General features: G+C 28.9%; 20 protein-coding genes and 1 tRNA gene. 17 read left to right on the top strand and 4 right to left on the bottom strand.

Going from position 1 to position 17,696, the window contains the following annotated elements:
- The first annotated feature begins 1 nt into the window (after position 1).
- The 5 genes from EXC59_RS02835 to EXC59_RS02815 all read left to right on the top strand — a co-directional run bounded on the left by EXC59_RS02835 (position 2) and on the right by EXC59_RS02815 (position 5,520).
- The gene (locus EXC59_RS02835) at positions 2 to 3,007 is read left to right on the top strand and encodes an EAL domain-containing protein (RefSeq protein ID WP_035369349.1); all 3,006 of its coding nucleotides are present in this window, start codon (positions 2 to 4) and stop codon (positions 3,005 to 3,007) included.
- A gap of 2 nt (positions 3,008 to 3,009) precedes the next feature.
- Complete coding sequence (locus tag EXC59_RS02830) at positions 3,010 to 4,044, top strand: hypothetical protein (protein ID WP_035369350.1); 1,035 nt, start codon at positions 3,010 to 3,012, stop codon at positions 4,042 to 4,044.
- 50 nt (positions 4,045 to 4,094) lie between these two features.
- Positions 4,095 to 4,295 carry a hypothetical protein gene (locus EXC59_RS02825; RefSeq protein WP_035369351.1) on the top strand — a complete coding sequence of 67 codons (201 nt, stop codon included), beginning with the start codon at positions 4,095 to 4,097 and terminating at the stop codon, positions 4,293 to 4,295.
- A gap of 141 nt (positions 4,296 to 4,436) precedes the next feature.
- Positions 4,437 to 4,793: a hypothetical protein gene (locus EXC59_RS02820; RefSeq protein WP_035369352.1), complete on the top strand. Its 357-nt coding sequence runs from the start codon at positions 4,437 to 4,439 to the stop codon at positions 4,791 to 4,793.
- A gap of 43 nt (positions 4,794 to 4,836) precedes the next feature.
- Positions 4,837 to 5,520, top strand: coding sequence for a Type 1 glutamine amidotransferase-like domain-containing protein (locus EXC59_RS02815; protein WP_162849169.1), 684 nt, complete (start codon positions 4,837 to 4,839; stop codon positions 5,518 to 5,520).
- 36 nt (positions 5,521 to 5,556) lie between these two features.
- Here EXC59_RS02815 and EXC59_RS02810 read toward each other — a convergent pair whose 3' ends face one another.
- The 3 genes from EXC59_RS02810 to EXC59_RS02800 form a co-directional block, all read right to left on the bottom strand.
- On the bottom strand, positions 5,557 to 6,228 hold the full coding sequence (locus tag EXC59_RS02810; RefSeq protein ID WP_035369354.1) for an MIP/aquaporin family protein: 672 nt from the start codon (positions 6,226 to 6,228) through the stop codon (positions 5,557 to 5,559).
- 101 nt (positions 6,229 to 6,329) lie between these two features.
- Positions 6,330 to 6,620, bottom strand: coding sequence for a hypothetical protein (locus EXC59_RS02805; protein ID WP_035369355.1), 291 nt, complete (start codon positions 6,618 to 6,620; stop codon positions 6,330 to 6,332).
- 114 nt (positions 6,621 to 6,734) lie between these two features.
- Positions 6,735 to 6,810, bottom strand: a tRNA-Lys gene (locus EXC59_RS02800).
- A 145-nt stretch (positions 6,811 to 6,955) separates the two neighbouring features.
- Here EXC59_RS02800 and EXC59_RS02795 point away from each other — a divergent pair.
- Positions 6,956 to 7,573, top strand: coding sequence for a Pr6Pr family membrane protein (locus EXC59_RS02795; RefSeq protein ID WP_035369356.1), 618 nt, complete (start codon positions 6,956 to 6,958; stop codon positions 7,571 to 7,573).
- Here EXC59_RS02795 and EXC59_RS02790 read toward each other — a convergent pair.
- Positions 7,570 to 8,511 (bottom strand): helix-turn-helix transcriptional regulator, encoded by a 942-nt coding sequence (locus EXC59_RS02790; protein WP_035369357.1) that lies wholly within the window; start codon positions 8,509 to 8,511, stop codon positions 7,570 to 7,572. The genes EXC59_RS02795 and EXC59_RS02790 overlap by 4 nt on opposite strands.
- Before the next feature lie 88 nt (positions 8,512 to 8,599).
- Here EXC59_RS02790 and EXC59_RS02785 point away from each other — a divergent pair, with 88 nt between their 5' ends.
- From EXC59_RS02785 to EXC59_RS02735, 11 genes are all read left to right on the top strand, one after another.
- On the top strand, positions 8,600 to 8,782 hold the full coding sequence (locus tag EXC59_RS02785; protein WP_035369358.1) for a hypothetical protein: 183 nt from the start codon (positions 8,600 to 8,602) through the stop codon (positions 8,780 to 8,782).
- Between the two features lie 262 nt (positions 8,783 to 9,044).
- A complete protein-coding gene (locus tag EXC59_RS02780; RefSeq protein WP_035369359.1) occupies positions 9,045 to 9,530 on the top strand; it encodes an NUDIX hydrolase in 486 nt (161 codons plus the stop codon).
- Positions 9,530 to 10,006, top strand: a complete 477-nt coding sequence (locus tag EXC59_RS02775; RefSeq protein WP_035369360.1) for a hypothetical protein — start codon at positions 9,530 to 9,532, stop codon at positions 10,004 to 10,006. The genes EXC59_RS02780 and EXC59_RS02775 overlap by 1 nt, the downstream gene beginning before the upstream one ends.
- A 4-nt stretch (positions 10,007 to 10,010) precedes the next feature.
- Positions 10,011 to 11,552, top strand: a complete 1,542-nt coding sequence (locus EXC59_RS02770; protein WP_035369361.1) for an ABC-F family ATP-binding cassette domain-containing protein — start codon at positions 10,011 to 10,013, stop codon at positions 11,550 to 11,552.
- 63 nt (positions 11,553 to 11,615) lie between these two features.
- Entirely contained in the window at positions 11,616 to 11,765 is a 150-nt protein-coding gene (gene rpmG / locus EXC59_RS02765; protein ID WP_035369362.1) for a 50S ribosomal protein L33, read from the top strand.
- A gap of 57 nt (positions 11,766 to 11,822) precedes the next feature.
- Entirely contained in the window at positions 11,823 to 12,443 is a 621-nt protein-coding gene (locus EXC59_RS02760; RefSeq protein ID WP_035369363.1) for an MBL fold metallo-hydrolase, read from the top strand.
- A 15-nt stretch (positions 12,444 to 12,458) separates the two neighbouring features.
- Positions 12,459 to 13,199 (top strand): type III pantothenate kinase, encoded by a 741-nt coding sequence (locus EXC59_RS02755; RefSeq protein ID WP_035369364.1) that lies wholly within the window; start codon positions 12,459 to 12,461, stop codon positions 13,197 to 13,199.
- A gap of 18 nt (positions 13,200 to 13,217) precedes the next feature.
- Positions 13,218 to 14,852 carry a phospho-sugar mutase gene (locus tag EXC59_RS02750; RefSeq protein ID WP_035369365.1) on the top strand — a complete coding sequence of 545 codons (1,635 nt, stop codon included), beginning with the start codon at positions 13,218 to 13,220 and terminating at the stop codon, positions 14,850 to 14,852.
- Positions 14,853 to 14,862: 10 nt separating this feature from the next.
- Positions 14,863 to 16,116: an aminopeptidase P family protein gene (locus tag EXC59_RS02745; protein ID WP_035369366.1), complete on the top strand. Its 1,254-nt coding sequence runs from the start codon at positions 14,863 to 14,865 to the stop codon at positions 16,114 to 16,116.
- 168 nt (positions 16,117 to 16,284) lie between these two features.
- Positions 16,285 to 16,902, top strand: coding sequence for a hypothetical protein (locus EXC59_RS02740; protein WP_162164016.1), 618 nt, complete (start codon positions 16,285 to 16,287; stop codon positions 16,900 to 16,902).
- Between the two features lie 38 nt (positions 16,903 to 16,940).
- Complete coding sequence (locus EXC59_RS02735; protein WP_232034472.1) at positions 16,941 to 17,666, top strand: hypothetical protein; 726 nt, start codon at positions 16,941 to 16,943, stop codon at positions 17,664 to 17,666.
- Positions 17,667 to 17,696: the final 30 nt, after the last annotated feature.

Raw genomic sequence — 17,696 nt, 5'->3', positions numbered from 1 at the left:
CATGATAAATATTCAAACTTTACTTCAATATACTGCAAGTGATGAAGCAGTTGTTGAAATAGAAAATTTTATCAATTATAAAACCTTAACAGTATTTGAATTTCATACTGTTTTTTCCCATTTAATTAAACTAAAATTTGAATTAGGTCGTTATGAAGATGTTGTTCGTCAAGGTGTAACTTATTATGAAAGATTGAATAAAGAAGTAATCAAAGATAAACTCGATTTAATTAACTTTATTATTGATGCTGCACTTATTTTAAGAAAGTTTGATGTAGCATACCAATTTATTCAAATTTATAAAGAAGAGTTACCAGTTTTAGAAAATTATAAAGCGCAATTAAAATTAATCGAATTTAAGAAATTAACCAATCAAGATTATGTTCATGAACTAGAAGCATTAAAAGAAGATTTTATTCCTGAAGAAATTAAATTAAAAATTTTAAAAGAACTATTAGAAATATATTTAAATACAGGAAAAGAACATAAGATTATTGATTTAATTGATGAATTGAAACGCGTTGATTTAAAACAAACTTATATACCAGATTATTTTGAAACCTTATATAAACTTAATCAAATAGATGATTTAAAGAAATTAGCTGAAAGTTATAAAGGACATCAGCTTTACGCAATGGATGCGTATTTAGCATTACTTAGAATTTATATTATAGAACGTGATTTTCACCGTGCAACGATTTTAGATGCAGATTATGAAGTGATGTTAGAAAATGCTCCAGTAAATTATAAATTAAAGATTTATCCGTTATTAATTACTTTATACACAGAATTAAAGAATAAATATAACATTGATTTATTTACAAAAAAACTAAAACAAATCACTAAAGAAGAGAAAAAAGAAAAGAAAACAAAATCAGTTGATGGGAAAGAAATTGTTTTAGAAACCAAACAAGAAGAATCATTTACCCCATTAAAGATTAAACCAAAGTCAAATACACTTCAAAACTTTAATCATTTAGTGGATTTAATTGGTTATTCGCATCAAATATCAGAGACAAAAAACTTAAGAGATACCTTAAGAAGTTTTTTCATGAAATTAGAGGAGTATTTAGTTGTAAAAGATTTAATTGTCTTTAAAGCAGATACAGAGACACTATTTAATTATAAAAAAGAGCGTTTATATGATAAAACACTTTTAAAATCAAGTTATGCTGATACGGTTATTTATGAAATCATTAAAGATGGTGAAGAACGTTTTGGTACCATTGAAACGCTGAAATATGATAAAAATATTTTAACGTTAAATAAATATACAGACGATATTAAATATTTATTTGCCTTCCCAATTTATGATCAAGGGGTATTTTTGGTACACTTTGACATAGATGTTATTGATCCTGGTGAATACTATGATTTATTAAGAGGTATTTCTTCAATTTTATATACAATGCTTGTGGATGAAGAAAAACGTCAACGTTTACGTGATGATTTACAGTTTTTAAAGAAAATATTTGATAGTAACTTAACACCTTATCGTATAATGTGTGAGGCACATACAAGTTATAATATTCCAGCACAAAAACTGCTTAATGCAGACAGTCACATGCCTTATGAAATATTCTTAAGAAATTTAGGAGTGCATGAAGTTAAGAGTTACGAAATCTTAATTGAACGCCTATTTAGTAAACCTAATTTATCAGATGCGGTTACTTATTTATATCAAGGAAAACAAATTAGAGAGCGTTTAATTTCAATTCAAGATAAAAATGAAATTAAGATTATCTCAACCTATGAAGATTTAACAAATTATTATGAAGAAAGAAGCAAATTAGTTATGGAAGCAACAGTAGATTTTGAAACCTCATTACCAAATATGAATGCCTTAAATGAAAACTTGGTGGAACTTATTAAAGATAAAGGCTCGTTTATTCTCTTATCATTTAATGAATCCATCTTACCGATTTATGGCTATGATGTTGCTATACAATTCTTTAAAGAATTTGGTCAGGTAACCAAGAAGTTCTTTACCGATGGAGAAGTCTATCGTTTCTCAACATACCAATTATTTTTATATATTCCTTATAACGATATTCGTAGTGTAACGAAAATGGTTAAGGATTACTTACGTTTTGTTGAAAACTACGAATCACAAGTAATTAATTATGAGAAGTTTCAACCGAAACTATCAATTATTCGATATCCAGTGGTAACAGAAGAAAAGAATCCAGCTAAGTTATTTAGATATTTAGAATTGTCATTAGACTATTTAAAACGTTTAGGAACAGATGAACACTTTATTTATTTTGAACATAAGATTTATGAAGATGAAGTTTTTGAACAACAAGTGATTAACTATTTAAATGAAGCGATGAATAAAAGTCAGTTATCACTGTCATTTAATCAAATCATTGATGTTGATAGAAATGTCGTATGGCAATATGAAAGTGAATTAGTCTTACCAAATATGGATATTGATTCAAAGTATTTACTTGCCATTGCTAAAAAACGTAATCGCTTATTTGACCTAGAAAAATATCACATTAAGATGGTTTGTGAGTTTTTAAACACATTAGAAAAAGAAACTCAAAAATTAGTTAAAATTACGATTCCAATTGCAAAAGAAACATTTACTGACTTGAACTTTAACCCATACGTATTTGGGTTATTCCAAAAATATGAAATTCCATTTGAGTTTATACGATTTAAGATTAAAGGAGATAACTTAAAGAGTAGAGAACATATTACTTTAATTGATGAACTTGCAAAGGTTGGTATCGGTATGGATACAACGAGTGTTGAAGTTGCGTTAAACTATCCATTCAATGCAGTTCATCTTGATTACAAGAAAAATGATAGTAAATGGAATGATTATATTAAACTATTAAATCTGATGTTACAAAATCATCAAATGGCATTAGTCATTCGTGATGTTAAGACAAAAGAACAAAAAGAACAACTTCAAGAATTGCAAATTAAGTATATTGAAGGGCCAATCTACAAGAGAATTACAGCAGATCAACTATTCTACAAGATTGCAGGTAATTAAACATGTTTGAAAAAGCGATTAGTAACTTAAATTTTGATGCAAGAATTAGAGCAGAAAGTTCTGTATCTGCTTTAAAGTATATTGATATGATGATTGAGGATTTTAAGGTGCGCGACAGTAAGTCTAAAGCAGATATCCTACTGGATGTCTTTGGGCTTTTACAGGGGCTTTTTGTCGGTATTGACTCACTTTATCAGTTATCTATTGCCATCACAAAATATAAATATCACATCAACATTAACCAAAATGAAAAATTAAGAGAATTAAAGTATATTCGTAATGACGTTGTAGGACATCCAACCAATCGTAGTTATGAAGATGGCTCTTATGGTTTTTCATTTATCCTAAATGAGGCAATAACAAAAGATAACTTAAGTTATATGTCATATATCATTAAGGATAAAGAAATTCGAAAGAAAAAGATTGATGTAGAATTTAAAGAAGTTATTAGCGCTTATGAAGAAGCTAAAATCCAGGTTTTAGATGATATAGCTTCTTACTTAGAAAGAAAACCAAGTAAGATTGATATACCAGGATATATCGTGAATATGTTTGAGCGCGGTATGAAAAAAGAATTTAATGAAAAAGATATCACAGAGTTAAAGGTTTTAGTGATGAAAGACCAAAACATTAAATCTAACTCACCAAATCGTTTGATTTGGCACATTAAACTATTAAATAAAACATATGCTTGGAAAGATGATAAGTATCAAGAATTAATTGATTATCTTAGATTAAAAGAGATGTTAAATATTTATAAAATATATTTAGATTTAACAGATAAAAAAATAAGACTTCCGTACTTAGAAAAACCAGAATTATTAACCAGGTTTGAGAAGGAATTAAAAAGAATTAATAAATATGACGAATTGATGACTTATTTTAAAGATAAAAACCATCCATTATTTAATGAACACTTAGAAATGCTTATCAATTTGGTTGAAGATGATGAACTGGATCGACTACTTATTTGGTTTAGTAAAATAAGTGATTCAGACCAAAGTTACTTAATTGGAAAAACTCTTAAAGATAATTAGCATCATTTGTGATATAATAATATAGAAACTTAGTTTAAGGAGAATGCTTTATGGCGTGGAGTAATGAAACATATTTAATTGGTGAACGTGTACGTGTGGAAGGCGAAAAAGATCCAGGAGTCGTAACAAGAATCGATTTGGAAAGAGGGATTATCTACGTAATGTTCAAACGTTTACGTGAAGAAACTTATCCATATCCTGCTTCACTTGAAGACCAAACATTAATTCCATTAGTGAATAAAAAACAATAAAGAGTTCAAACGAACTCTTTTTTCTTTCTTTTAAATTTATTGATATTCACATAATCTTTTTTGACTAATACACATTGAATGACAAATATAATTCCTAGTGATAAAATCAATGTGTATTTAAAGCAAAGGAGGACACTCAAGTTGACTGAAAAGGCATATAAAGAATGGTTACAGACTGAATATACTAAGAAGAAACAATCAGCATTAAACTCGCTGCGTCAAATGAGTGTTGATAAACTATACGATCATATTAAGGCGTATAAAGAGTTTATACTTGCACTTGCTATGGACCATGAACAAGAAATTATTGATGGCAAATTAGAAAAAATGTTTGAAAAACAATTGAGACAAGTTGATGAATTAGAAAACTTCTTAGATAAGGGTATTACGAATGCTTTATCTAACATTATGTTAGATGAAGAAATTATGATGCATTTAATTGAAAAAGTAAAAAAAGATCAAACATTAGGGGCGTACTGCGAGACATCTTTCGAATAAGATGTTTCTTTTTTTTTATTAAATTTAGTACAATATAAATATGATGATAAATATTTTAAGTTCTAGAACAATATACGAAAAAGACCACGTATATGAAAAATTAAATAAGTATATTACAAAAGATAAAAAGGTTTGTGTCATTGCCTTTTCATTTTTTGAAAACAACTTTAGCCAAGCAACTTATCTTAAAGATTATGAAGCACCACTTGGTAAATGGTATCTACACATTGTTGAACCATTTAGACGATATGGATTAGATGAGTCTAATTTCGAATTTATTCTTTATGGAAAAGACACAAAAGAAGAAGCCAAAGAAAAAGTATTATCAAGCGACATTATTTTCTTGCCAGGAGGGGCTCCAGATTTATTCTATGAACGCTTGGAATCATATGATTTAGTTAAAGTACTTGCCGGATTAGACAATAAGATTGTGATGGGACCAAGTGCAGGCACAATGGTTCAATTTAACTGGTTCCATATTTCAAAAGATAGAGACTACAAACGTTTCATCTTATCTGATGGCTTAGGCTTTATCGAAGATTTTGGTGTTGAAGTACACTATCGTCGTCGCAAACAACAAAAGAAGGGAATTAGAAGGGTTAGTCACTTTAACCCAAGACCAGTTTACGTAATTGATGATGAAGGCTTTATGATCTTGGAAAATAAAGAAATCATTTATAGTTATCACGTTAAAAAATATTACCAAGATGGTAAAAAAATTAGATAAAAAAAGCGGTTATCTTTACGATAGCCGCTATTTTTTTTACCCTTCGTTTTTATCAAATAAATTTGAAACTAAAGCTGCTAATGCACCACCAGTTAAAGGAGCAAAAATGAATACCCATAATTGAGTAAATGATTCTCCACCTTCAAAAATTGCAGGTGCTAGTGATCTTGCAGGGTTAACAGATAATCCTGTGAAGTTAAATCCAGCTAAGATAATAGCTACTAAAGTTAAGCCGATAAATAATCCAGCAAACTTAGAAGCATCTTCATTTTTAACAACATTAATAATCACAAAGATAAAGATGAATGTAAGTATAACTTCAACAATAAAACCTTTAATTAATCCTAAAAAATCACTTCCAAAAATAAATTGATTAACTTGGTTGGCACCTAATTGAGCGCTTGAATCAAGAAGTAAGAATAGAACTAAAGACCCTAAAATGGCTCCAATAACTTGTGATGCAACGTAAGTTAAAAGTTCCCAACCACTTAATTTTTTCTTTAAAAACATCGCAAGTGACACGGCAGGATTGAAATGCCCTCCACTATAAGGACCAACAGCAAATGCCATCATCATCACTGCTAAACCGAATGCTAAGGCGGTTGCTAAAATATTACCGTTTGTTAAAACAGCAGTTGAAGTACCAATGAGTACTAAGACAAATGTACCAAGTAATTCAGCACTTACCTTTTTAAAATTAACTTTCATTTTTCATCCTCCTTAAAGTTTATTTACATAATGATTATAGTTGATTAATCAATCTAAATGAAATTAAGTGCTTTAAAGAAAAAAATCCCCAAAGGGATTATTTATATCATCATACTTAATAGGATAGAAAAGATACTATATAAAACCAAATGTCCAATATGTATCAGTAACTGGAAAGGATCTTGATGATTTTTCTTTGTGAGATGCCAAGTATAAATACTATATAGATATGGTATTAATGTAAGACTCATCAGAATTCGAATGATGAGTTTAGTTAATAATGATAATCGAATAGAAGAAAAAATAATAAATAAAATAACTAAAAAAGCCATATTAATTAAAGCCATTAAGATAAATGCAATTGACATCTTCTTTTCTATTTTTTTCTTCATCCGTTATCACCCTATAATTTTATTATAGTCAATTCAATAAAAAAGAGAAGTCTAACAAGAAGGCCTATTTGGACAAAAAAAAGAACTTCTTAAGAAGTTCTGTCAATTTACAAATGGTACACCCTGACGGGATCGAACCGTCGACCCATTGATTAAGAGTCAATTGCTCTGCCAGCTGAGCTAAGGGTGCATTTATTAAGCATTAGTATTGTAACTCTAAGTTTTTCTTTTGTCAACAGTAATTTCAAAAAAATATGAATAAGTGTATATTCATAGAAAAATATCGTCGATACTCATATAATTATTGTAATAAATTAAAAATGAGGGAGAAATTTATGGTAAATAATTTAAGAAATAATGAAAGAATTAAATGGGTCATTGTAGGATTTATTTTAGCTATTCATTCATATTCAGTATTACAAATGTTTTTTAACGATAACTTCTTTGAGTTTTTTGAAAGACTTAGATTCTTCACGAATTTATCAAATATTTTAGCATTTTTAGCAGTATTGTTTTATGTCTTAAAATTGGATAGTAAACCGTTTTATAAGTATTTTAGCGTCATAACATTAGTATCAATTTTGATCACCGGTATAATCTACCATGCACTTTTAAGTGATGGTAATTTATCACTCAATAATCACTTTGTACATACATTCTCACCAATAGCATTTCCAATTTTCTATTTTTTATTTGTCACACCAGGAATTAAAATTAGAGATTTTTGGGTTACATTAATCTTTCCACTTTGTTATTTCGTTATCATTTTAATTCAAGGAGCATTTACGAATTGGTATCCTTATGGATTCTTAAATCCTACGTTACCGGATGCAAGTTTAACAAGTGTATTAGTATTTTGCTGTTTAATTTTATTACCTGTCATTGCTGTATTTACAGTATTCTTAGTTTTCCTAAAAAATTTACTAGAAAAACAAGTCATCAAAAAAGCCTAAGATTTTCTTAGGCCTTTTTTATTTTTAATATAGTCTGCAATAAATTCATCAAAATTAATATTGAAATCAGTTTCGATTAATTTGGTATAAAATTGCATCTTTTCTTCAGAATCAGAGATATTTATAGAACTATAGCATTTAAATAAACAATACTTCATCATATCAGTATTTTGTAACTCTTTGTAGCATAGTGCTTGGAAGTAGTAATATTGAATCATATTTTGAATAGATTCTTTACGTTGATTAAATGAAATACCAATTTTACAAATTTCAATACACTTTTCAAACTCTTTATTTCGACCATGATATTTAGCGAGATTAAAAGTTAAGATATTAAATGTTGTAATTTGATAAGCACTAAATGTATATTTAGGATTTTCGATTACATCTAGAATTTTATTGGCTATTTGAGATTTATCGTTTGTGTCAGTGTAATTTAATATCGAAGACAAGATTAATGCATCGTTTAATGAAATTGGGACGCGATTTAAAACATCTGGATAGTTACATAATTCAAAAAGATTTCTTCTAAGTTGATCAGTTGAAATCTTTTTATCAAAAAAGAATTCCACACTTTCTGCATGTTTAAATAGAGATTTATTTTCTAGTTCAATTAAAAATTCTCTCGATATTTTCTTTTTTAAAACTGGTATTTTCTCCAGATCCCTGTTTAATACTGCTGAAAAATAGTTTATGACACGGGTTGTTTCATCGATTGAACTATTTTGAAATTCAAGGATTAAATCCTCTTTTTTTATATTCAGTTTTACTGCGAATTCATTTATTAAATGAAATGGCATCGGAGATTCGCCTCGAACATAACGCTGATATTGTCTATTAGAAATGATTCCGTCGGTAAAATCTTCTTGAGAAATTCCCCTTAAAAAACGGAGCTTTTCTAAAAACAACGCTAATTCTTTTGAGTAGTCAACGACCATTTGTGTCTCCTTTCATAAAGATGCGACATATATGTCGTGTAATATTTGAAAAATATTATGTACAATATAGACATGAGGTGATTTACATATGAAAAAAATCAAAATTTTTGTAGCTTTACTATTCGTGTTAATCTTAGGTGTTACTGTTATTAGTTTAAAACCACAAGCATTAGCTGAAGATAATAAATCAGCTGTACAAGTTGGATTTGATGATGTAGGTCCGGATCTAAGAAATCCAATTGGCAAAATTGAGTTTGCTGGCGGATTCTAATTGATTAAATTATACCATTAATTATGTAATTTTAAACCCTTATATACGTCCTTTTCTGACGTCTGTAAGGCCAAATAAAAAAATAATGAAAGACTGACTTGAATTCTCCCACTTCAAGAAAGTAAAATCTTAAAGTTATTTGAATCTCCCAATCAAATAATTTAAAAATAGAGCCATTACGATGTTTGTAAACAAACATTTGAAGAAAATGGCTCTATTTTTGTATAAATACGATATAATAATTAACATATTGGAGACTTTGATGATGGAATTTATTTATACTTTAGCATTTATAAAAAGAAACAATGAAATCTTAATGATGAACCGTTTAAAACAACCTTGGAAAGGTATGTGGAACGGAATAGGTGGAAAACGTCATCGAAATGAAACTCCACTTGATTGCATCTTAAGAGAAATTAAAGAAGAAACGGGTATAAATATAAACTTAGATCAAATTAAAGATAAAGGTCTATGTACTTGGAATAAAGATTTTACTGCACAAGATAGTGGCTTGCATTTATTCTTAGTAAATTTAGATAATGACTTTACATATCAAACACCTGTAGCAACAGATGAGGGAATCATTGAGTGGAAATCAATTGAATGGTTAGTTGATAAAGATAATTTGGGTGTAAGTTATAATATCCCATATTTCTTAGAAAACGTATGTTTTAATGAAAAGAGATATCATTATCATTGCACATTTGATGGAAATATTTTAGCGAAAGTAGAAGTAGAGGAAATATAATGGATGTTTTAATATATGCAATTATTAGTGTTTTAGTAATTGTTATTGGATATTTAGTTTATTTTTTCACATCAAAAAGTATTGAAAAAGATGCTAAACATCTTCAAGAGATTAAAGAAACTTTAGAAAAATATGGTAAACTTCATGAGGAAGGTCATAGTATGTTTACTAAGTACACATATCAAGACGAAACTTATTCTGTGATGTTTTTAAAGTTAAACCCTGAGTATAAACTAACCTTTAATTCAAAAACTATTTGGGAAAGAAAAAAAGGTGGAAGTAAACTTTATCTTGAACAAAAAGTATTTGCCAGTATTCCTGGTAAAAAAATAGTGATTATCTATCCACATCCAGGACCATTTATGTATCATTATGATGAAAATGAAATTAGATTCACAAAGCCTAAAGAAAAGTTCTGGAATATGCAAGTTATTCCAGCATCACTCTTAGAAGAAGCATTAAAAGAAGGACTATAAAAAAATGAGTTTATTAGATGTTACCAATTTAAAATTTTCCTATGCAGGTGAAACATTATACGAAGATGCAAATATGCGTCTTTTTGAAGGTGAACATGCAGTATTAGTTGGGGTAAATGGAGCTGGTAAATCTACATTATTAAAATTATTATATAAAGAATTAATTCCTGATAAAGGAAAAATAGAATGGGTAAATTATCGTAAGGTTGGTTATTTAGACCAATATGCGAAAATAGATCCAAAACTAACAGTTAAAGCTTATATTTATGATGTATTTTTACCTCTATTTGAAAAAGAAAAGGCAATTCAAGATTTATATGAATCAATAGCAACTGCTCCAGAGAGCAAGTACGATAAGATTTTAAATCGTGCACACGAATTAGAACAAGAACTAGAAAAAGAAAACTTCTATGCGATTTCTTCAACTATTAATAACGTGCTAAATGGTTTAGGGTTAGACCCATCAGTTTTAGAACAAGAAATTTCTACATTATCAGGTGGCATGCGTGCAAAAATCATCTTAGGTAAGTTGTTATTAGAAGATTCTGATATTTTATTATTAGATGAACCAACAAACTTCTTGGATATTAAACATATTGAATGGTTAATTAAGTTTTTAAATAATACACCGAAAACATTCATTGTTGTTTCGCATGATGAATATTTCTTAAGAAATATTGCGAAAACTGTGTTTGCTATCGAAGGTAAACAAATTAATCGTTATAAAGGTAATTTTGATTTCTACATAAAAGAAAGAGAATTAAGATTCGAACAACAACAAAAGAACTACGAAGCACAACAAAAGTTTATTGCAAAAACTGAAGATTATATTGCAAGAAATATTGTAAGAGCGACAACCACTAAAATGGCTCAATCAAGAAGAAAGATGCTAAGTAAGGTTGTAAGAATAGCTAAACCATTATCCGAAAGAAAAATTAAAATTAAATTCCAAATGGCTGCACCGACAGGTCGAGATGTATTAAAGGTTAAAAATCTATTAATTGGTTATGATGAACCACTTGTAGATAAGTTGAATTTTATTATTACCAAAGGTGATAAAGTAGCAATTACTGGAAAAAATGGTATTGGTAAATCTACATTAATTAAAACAATTACTGGTAAAATTGACCCACTTGAAGGTTCATTTGAATGGATTGATACAACGCAAATGTTATACTTTGAACAAGAAATTAATTTAGATGAAAAATTTACACCATTTAATCTTGTTCATGAACAACACTCAGACTATACTAAAAAAGATATTTATGGTGTATTAGCAAGCTTTGGTATTGATTTTGAGATGGCAAATAGGCCAATTAAGACACTTTCTGGGGGCGAAAAAACAAAAGTTAAGTTCGCTTTAACTAGAAATGATAAGTCAAATGTGTTAATATTAGATGAACCAACAAATCACTTAGATCAAATTGCTAAGGATGCGTTGAAAGAAGCTTTAATCGAATATCAAGGAACAGTTATTTTAGTATCGCATGAGAAGAATTTCTATGATGGAATTTGTGATTATGAAATACATTTAACCAATAACTAATTTTTAAGTTGATATTTAGAAAATAATTTGTTATACTTATAATGCAAGTTTGGAGGTAAGTTCATGCGTGAATTAGTTAAATTAGTTTGTACAGAATGTGGCGATGAAAATTATTACACAACTAAAAATAAGAAGACAACACCAGATCGTTTAGAAATGAAAAAGTATTGTCCACGTTTAAGAAAGTACACTATTCATAGAGAAAAGAAATAAACTATCATCGTATAGTTTTTTTTCTATCTAAAAACAGACAATAAGGAAAAAAGAGACATGGTCAATTTGTTTAAAGGAAATGATGACATTTCACATTCATATCTAATTTGTAGATTTGGACATTGTATGTTAATTGACCCATCACATGATTACGAAGGCATTCTAGCGAAACTTGGTGATCAATCATTGGATGGTATTTTAATTACGCATGCACATTCAGATCACGTTGACTTAATAGGTTCATTTAACTGTCCGGTATATATTCATGAGCTAGACGCAAGTCTACTTTTTGAAGATAAATATAATGGGTATGGTTCAAATAAAAGACCATTTAAGCGTAAAGAATTAGATTTAAGAATGATTAAAGATCAAGATGAACTCCAACTAGGAGATCAAAAGATCATATGTTATCACACACCAGGACACACACAAGGCTCAGTCTCTTTTTTATTTGATAATCATTTATTTACCGGGGACACCTTATTCAAGCTGGACGTTGGAAGGCATGATTTATTTGGAGGAAACTTATTTGATTTAAAAAGGAGTATCATTCAACTTTTAGATACTTTAAATGCAAATATTAAGGTTTGTCCGGGTCATGACGATATGACAACGATTCGAGAAGAGAAAAAGAGTAACCCATTTTATATAAAATGGAAAAAACAAGGTAAAATATAAATAGAGGATAAAAAAATGATTTTATTATTTGATGTAGGAAATACGAGTATTTATACTGGTGTTGGAAAAAATGGAGAAATTTTATCAACTTTTAGATTAAATACTGATCTTAACAAAACACCGGATGAGTATTATCTAACGATTAAAGAATTTGTTAAACCTGAAGAAGTTACTGGAATCATCATTGGCTCAGTTGTTCCACAGGTTACTTTATCTTTAATTAAGATTGCAGAAAAATATTTCAAAATAAATCCAGTTATTATCCAACCGGGTGTTAAAACAGGTGTTATGATTAAAACGGATAACCCGAGAGAAGTTGGAGCAGATTTAATTGCTGATGCTGCTGGGGTTGAAACAAATGATTCAACATTAATTATTGACTTAGGTACTGCAAATAAATTTATCTATGTCAAAAATAAAACAATTACTGGTGTGATTATTGCACCAGGTATTCATCTATCAATTAAAGCTTTAGCAGGAAATACTGCGCTGCTTCATGAAGTAGAAGTTAAAGCACCAAGTAAATATCTTGGAAATAATACGGTTAATTGTATTCAATCAGGCGTTATTTATGGAACGGTAACGATGATTGAGGGTATGGTAGGTCGTATTAAAGAAGAAGTTAAAGAAGACTTTAAAATCATTTTAACTGGGGGATTATCAAGGTTAATTCAAGAATATTTGAGATTAGAATTAATTAGAGATAGTCGATTAGTCTTAAAAGGATTATTAAATATTTATCAAAAAAATCAATAAAAAAAGTGAGGTCACGCGATGAGTTATCAAGCGGTATATCAAACTTGGCTAAATGAACCATCATTATTAGCTGAGGAAAAACAAACGCTACAACAAATGAATGAAAAAGATATTGAAGAATCTTTCTATCAAGAAATCTCATTTGGTACGGGTGGAATTAGGGGATTATTAGGATTAGGACCAAATCGCATTAATGCATATACAATTAGAAGAGCGACATTAGGATTAGCTAACTATTTAATTAAAAACAATAAATTAAATGGCGTTGCAATTTCATATGACAACCGTTTTGGTTCAAGAGAATATGCATACGAGGCCGCTAAAGTATTAGCTGCAAAAGGCATTAAGTCGTTTATCTATTCATCACTACGTCCAACACCTATGTTATCATTCGCACTTAGATACTTTAATGCATCAGCAGGTATCATGTTGACTGCTTCACATAATCCAAAAGAATATAACGGATATAAAGTTTATAATGAAACTGGCGCTCAATTAAATACATATGAGGCAACCTTGGTTATGAATGAAATATCTAAAATTGCTAGTCCATTCAATATTGAAACTGTTATGAACGAATTAGTTCATGAAATTCATGATGAATTAGACCCAATTTATTTAGAAGAAGTTAAGAAAATTCAAATACATAACGATAAGAAAACAATTAAAATTGTTTACTCACCTTTACATGGTACAGGTGGAACAGTTATTCCTAAATTATTAGCAGAAACTGGTTATGAAGTTTATCCATTAAAAGAACAAATGATTGTTGACCCTGCGTTTTCTAACACAAAATCTTCAAATCCAGAAGATAGTATTGCATATGAACGTTCAATTGCTTATGCAAAAGAAATCGATGCAGATATGGTCTTAGTTACTGACCCAGATGCAGATAGATTAGGGGTTGCAGTTAAACATAATAATGAATTTGTATTAATTAATGGTAACCAAACAGCTTCACTTGAACTATATTATTTATTAACAGAAAAGAAGCAACCAGATGGATTCGTTTATACGACAGTCGTTACCTCTCCATTAATTAAACAAATTGCCTTAGGTTTCAATAAGAAAGTTGGCGAAACTTTAACAGGATTTAAATTTATTGGAGAACAAGCTGAAAAAATCATGGGTAAAGATAATTACCTATTTGGTTGTGAAGAATCATATGGTAGTCTAGTTAAAGATTTTGTTAGAGATAAAGACGCTGTACAAGCAGTATTCATCTTAAGTGAAATTGGAAATAAGTTAAAACAAAAAGGTTTAACATTAGTTGATTACTTAGATGAAATTTATCAAAAATTTGGATACTATGTAGAACACACAGTCAATATCTCATTAAAAGGTATTGAAGGTTCAAAACGTATACAAGCAATCATGTCATACTTTAGAAATAATGGATTAAATATTCCATCATTTAAAGTAGAAAATAAAATTGATTACATTAATGGTTATGTAAATCCACATGATATACATTTACCATCATCAGATGTAGTTAAATTTGAAAACGAAGATGGATTTATTATCTTCAGACCAAGTGGTACTGAACCTAAATTAAAAATCTACTTCTCAACAAGAAAATCAAATCAAAAAGAAGCTAAACAATACATCGAAAAACTAGTTGAAGAAGTTCAAGGTGTAGTAGCTAAAATATAAGGAGAAAATTATGTTACAAGATCGTAGAAAAAACTATTTAAAAGAAGTTGTATCTCCAAGTTTATCGTTTTTCTATTCAGGTCATGCTCCTCACCTTTCTAATGATGCTTACTATCATTTCAAAGTAAATAATAATTTCTATTATTTATCAGGTATTGATCAAGAAGATGCAATCTTACTTATTGCTAAAGCGCATGGTATTGAAGAATCATATCTATTTATTCAAGCTGTAGATCCAGAAATGGCTTTATGGGTTGGTGAAACTTTAACTTTTGAAAAGGCATCAGAAATCTCTGGAATCAAATTAGAAAATGTTAGAGATATTAAAACCTTTGATACATTTGTTGGTCAATTATTCTCACAAACAAGACGTTCTATCTTTGGAAATGTTGAAACTGTATATTTTGATGTTGAACGTCAAAGAGCAACTGATGAACCTTTATTAGGTGAAAGAAAAGCTAAACAATTCTTAGATAAATATCCATTTGTTACGTTAAAGAATGCAAGACCTATTTTATCTAACTTAAGAAGCGTTAAAGATGAAGTAGAAATTGAAGCTGTTAAAGGCGCTATTGAAATTTCTAGAAAAGCAAACTTACACTTATTAGATAAATTAAAATACGCTAAGAATGAATTTGAATTAGAAGCAGAGTATAATTATGTATTAAATATGAATAATACAGTACCTTCATTCGGCTCAATCATTGCCTCAGGTAAGAATGGTACAATCTTACACTATGAGGATAATAATCAACCATTACATCATGGTGACTTAGTGTTATTTGATTTAGGTGTTAGATATAAATATTATGCTTCAGACATTTCAAGAACTTATCCATTAAATGGTAAATTTACAGATAGACAAAAAGAAGTTTATCAAGCAGTCTTAAATGTAAATAAAGAAATTATTAAGTGGGCAAAACCTGGTATGACACAATTTGAATATAATCAAAAAGGTGTTGAATTATTAACTAGAGAAGCTAAGCGTATCGGTTTAATTAAAGAAGATAAAGATATTGTTAAATATTATTACCATGGCTTAGGTCACCCACTAGGATTAGATGTGCATGATGTTGCTGATCCAAGAGTACCATTTAAAGCGGGTCAAATCATTACTGTTGAACCAGGTTTATATATTGCTGAAGAAGGTATCGGTATTCGAATCGAAGACGATTTACTTTTAACAGAAAATGGATGCATCAACTTAAGTGAATCAATTTTAAAAGAAGTTGATGAAATTGAAAGTTATTTAGCAAAAAAATAAAAAGTAAAAAAATAAGATGTCTATTTTAGGCATCTTATTTTTTATTTAAAAGTATAAAAATTATATTTGTTTATAACTCCTATAAGACACTAACTTGTTTTGCAGAGTTTTTTATTTTTAAAAAAGTCAAAATCAAAAAAATAACTACTATAGTATGGAGGTTATGAAATGAAGAAAATTATTTTAGTATTATTGATTGGCGTTTTCTTATTTGTAGGATATCATCAAGTCTTTGCATATGAAGATTTTGAATGGTATGAAAAAGTAGGAAACAATAAACTCATTGGAGAGTTTACAGACGAAGATTATTTGCAAGCGTACGAGAAAGTTCAAAAGAAATTTATTGGGTGGAGTTATTATGAGATAAATCATCGAATTAAAATTAAGTTTATTTCAAAAACTTTATATGATTACTATAACAATGGTAAGTCACCAATTAAATTTGAATATTCATCTAAATCACAAACAATTGATGAATACTCTTTAAAAGCAACAGGAAGTATAAAAGTTCAAACTCAAAAAGGAACGAAAATATTTGGTGATGGATTAAATGCGCAAGTTTCAGCAACATATGAGAGAACTGAAAAACTAAAACAAGATGAAGAAATCAATGTGTCAACTAGTGTTGAACCGGGAACACAATTATTAGTTTACATGTATGGAGAAGGCTATGTTGCAAATGGCGTAGCTAAAAAGTATTTCTTTAACATGGAAAGAGCAAAAGGCGGATATGAAGCATTTGTTATGGTTTCACATTATCAGAGAGTAGAGGTTACACCAATTTGAAAAAACATATTAAAAGAATGATATTAATCATGATAATCATGATTGCAGCCTATTTTGGAGTGAAGTTCTTTTTGAATAAAGAACAACCTATTGAAAGAGAGTTTTACGTTGTAGAAGAATCACACTACTACTTAAAAGATAGTATAAGTGATGATACACAAGGCAGTATGCTATATTTTACTAATGATGAAGATTTTCATTTAGTTGTACCGGGCATGATGGTGTTTATTTATAATGAGGAAAAAACCATGCGATTTATGGTCGATGATGTATATGAAAAGGATGTACATGGTGAATATAAAGATGGACAACTTTTCTATGGTAGAAGGGTTTACTTTACACTTCCTCATACAAATTTAACTTATACAATGGATAAAATGTATATAGAATTTTCGACATTATTTGATGGAACGTATATATTTAATGCAGGTAGCTTACATGTTGAATTTAAGGAAGAACTACCCTTTTATAAATATCGTTCGTTAGAAGGTACAAAAAAAGAATTAGAACCAACATTAGATGAAATTTTAGTAGGTATTTGGGATAAAGGAGAAATTGATCATATCTATGTAGGGCCTTATGAAGCCCCATATTATATTAAAGATAATATCATTCATATCGTGATGCCTGAAGAAATTCATATGTTAAGTCAAACCTTTGTTCTTTTTGAGGTAGAAGGTAAAACATTTCATATTTCTAATTTTAAGTATTTTTGGAACTATGAAATTTTAACCTTTGGAATCTATACAAAATACGAAATTTAGCATATTTTTATGATAAAATATCATAAGAGA

The sequence above is a fragment of the Acholeplasma hippikon genome (assembly GCF_900660755.1).
Lineage (GTDB): Bacteria > Bacillota_I > Bacilli_A > Acholeplasmatales > Acholeplasmataceae > Acholeplasma > Acholeplasma hippikon.
Note: the sequence above shows the minus strand (reverse complement) of the source record. Positions and strands in the feature narration are given on the sequence as shown.

Bases quoted from the DNA above. Each gene is read 5' to 3' on its own strand.
- EXC59_RS02750 (WP_035369365.1), top strand. From the start codon at position 13,218: ATGAGTTATCAAGCGGTATATCAAACTTGGCTAAATGAACCATCATTA.
- EXC59_RS02785 (WP_035369358.1), top strand. From the start codon at position 8,600: ATGAAAAAAATCAAAATTTTTGTAGCTTTACTATTCGTGTTAATCTTA.
- EXC59_RS02775 (WP_035369360.1), top strand. From the start codon at position 9,530: ATGGATGTTTTAATATATGCAATTATTAGTGTTTTAGTAATTGTTATT.
- rpmG (WP_035369362.1), top strand. From the start codon at position 11,616: ATGCGTGAATTAGTTAAATTAGTTTGTACAGAATGTGGCGATGAAAAT.
- EXC59_RS02830 (WP_035369350.1), top strand. From the start codon at position 3,010: ATGTTTGAAAAAGCGATTAGTAACTTAAATTTTGATGCAAGAATTAGA.
- EXC59_RS02825 (WP_035369351.1), top strand. From the start codon at position 4,095: ATGGCGTGGAGTAATGAAACATATTTAATTGGTGAACGTGTACGTGTG.
- EXC59_RS02815 (WP_162849169.1), top strand. From the start codon at position 4,837: ATGATAAATATTTTAAGTTCTAGAACAATATACGAAAAAGACCACGTA.
- EXC59_RS02795 (WP_035369356.1), top strand. From the start codon at position 6,956: ATGGTAAATAATTTAAGAAATAATGAAAGAATTAAATGGGTCATTGTA.
- EXC59_RS02745 (WP_035369366.1), top strand. From the start codon at position 14,863: ATGTTACAAGATCGTAGAAAAAACTATTTAAAAGAAGTTGTATCTCCA.
- EXC59_RS02755 (WP_035369364.1), top strand. From the start codon at position 12,459: ATGATTTTATTATTTGATGTAGGAAATACGAGTATTTATACTGGTGTT.
- EXC59_RS02805 (WP_035369355.1), bottom strand. From the start codon at position 6,620: ATGAAGAAAAAAATAGAAAAGAAGATGTCAATTGCATTTATCTTAATG.
- EXC59_RS02770 (WP_035369361.1), top strand. From the start codon at position 10,011: ATGAGTTTATTAGATGTTACCAATTTAAAATTTTCCTATGCAGGTGAA.
- EXC59_RS02735 (WP_232034472.1), top strand. From the start codon at position 16,941: ATGATTGCAGCCTATTTTGGAGTGAAGTTCTTTTTGAATAAAGAACAA.
- EXC59_RS02760 (WP_035369363.1), top strand. From the start codon at position 11,823: ATGGTCAATTTGTTTAAAGGAAATGATGACATTTCACATTCATATCTA.
- EXC59_RS02780 (WP_035369359.1), top strand. From the start codon at position 9,045: ATGATGGAATTTATTTATACTTTAGCATTTATAAAAAGAAACAATGAA.
- EXC59_RS02810 (WP_035369354.1), bottom strand. From the start codon at position 6,228: ATGAAAGTTAATTTTAAAAAGGTAAGTGCTGAATTACTTGGTACATTT.
- EXC59_RS02740 (WP_162164016.1), top strand. From the start codon at position 16,285: ATGAAGAAAATTATTTTAGTATTATTGATTGGCGTTTTCTTATTTGTA.
- EXC59_RS02835 (WP_035369349.1), top strand. From the start codon at position 2: ATGATAAATATTCAAACTTTACTTCAATATACTGCAAGTGATGAAGCA.
- EXC59_RS02790 (WP_035369357.1), bottom strand. From the start codon at position 8,511: ATGGTCGTTGACTACTCAAAAGAATTAGCGTTGTTTTTAGAAAAGCTC.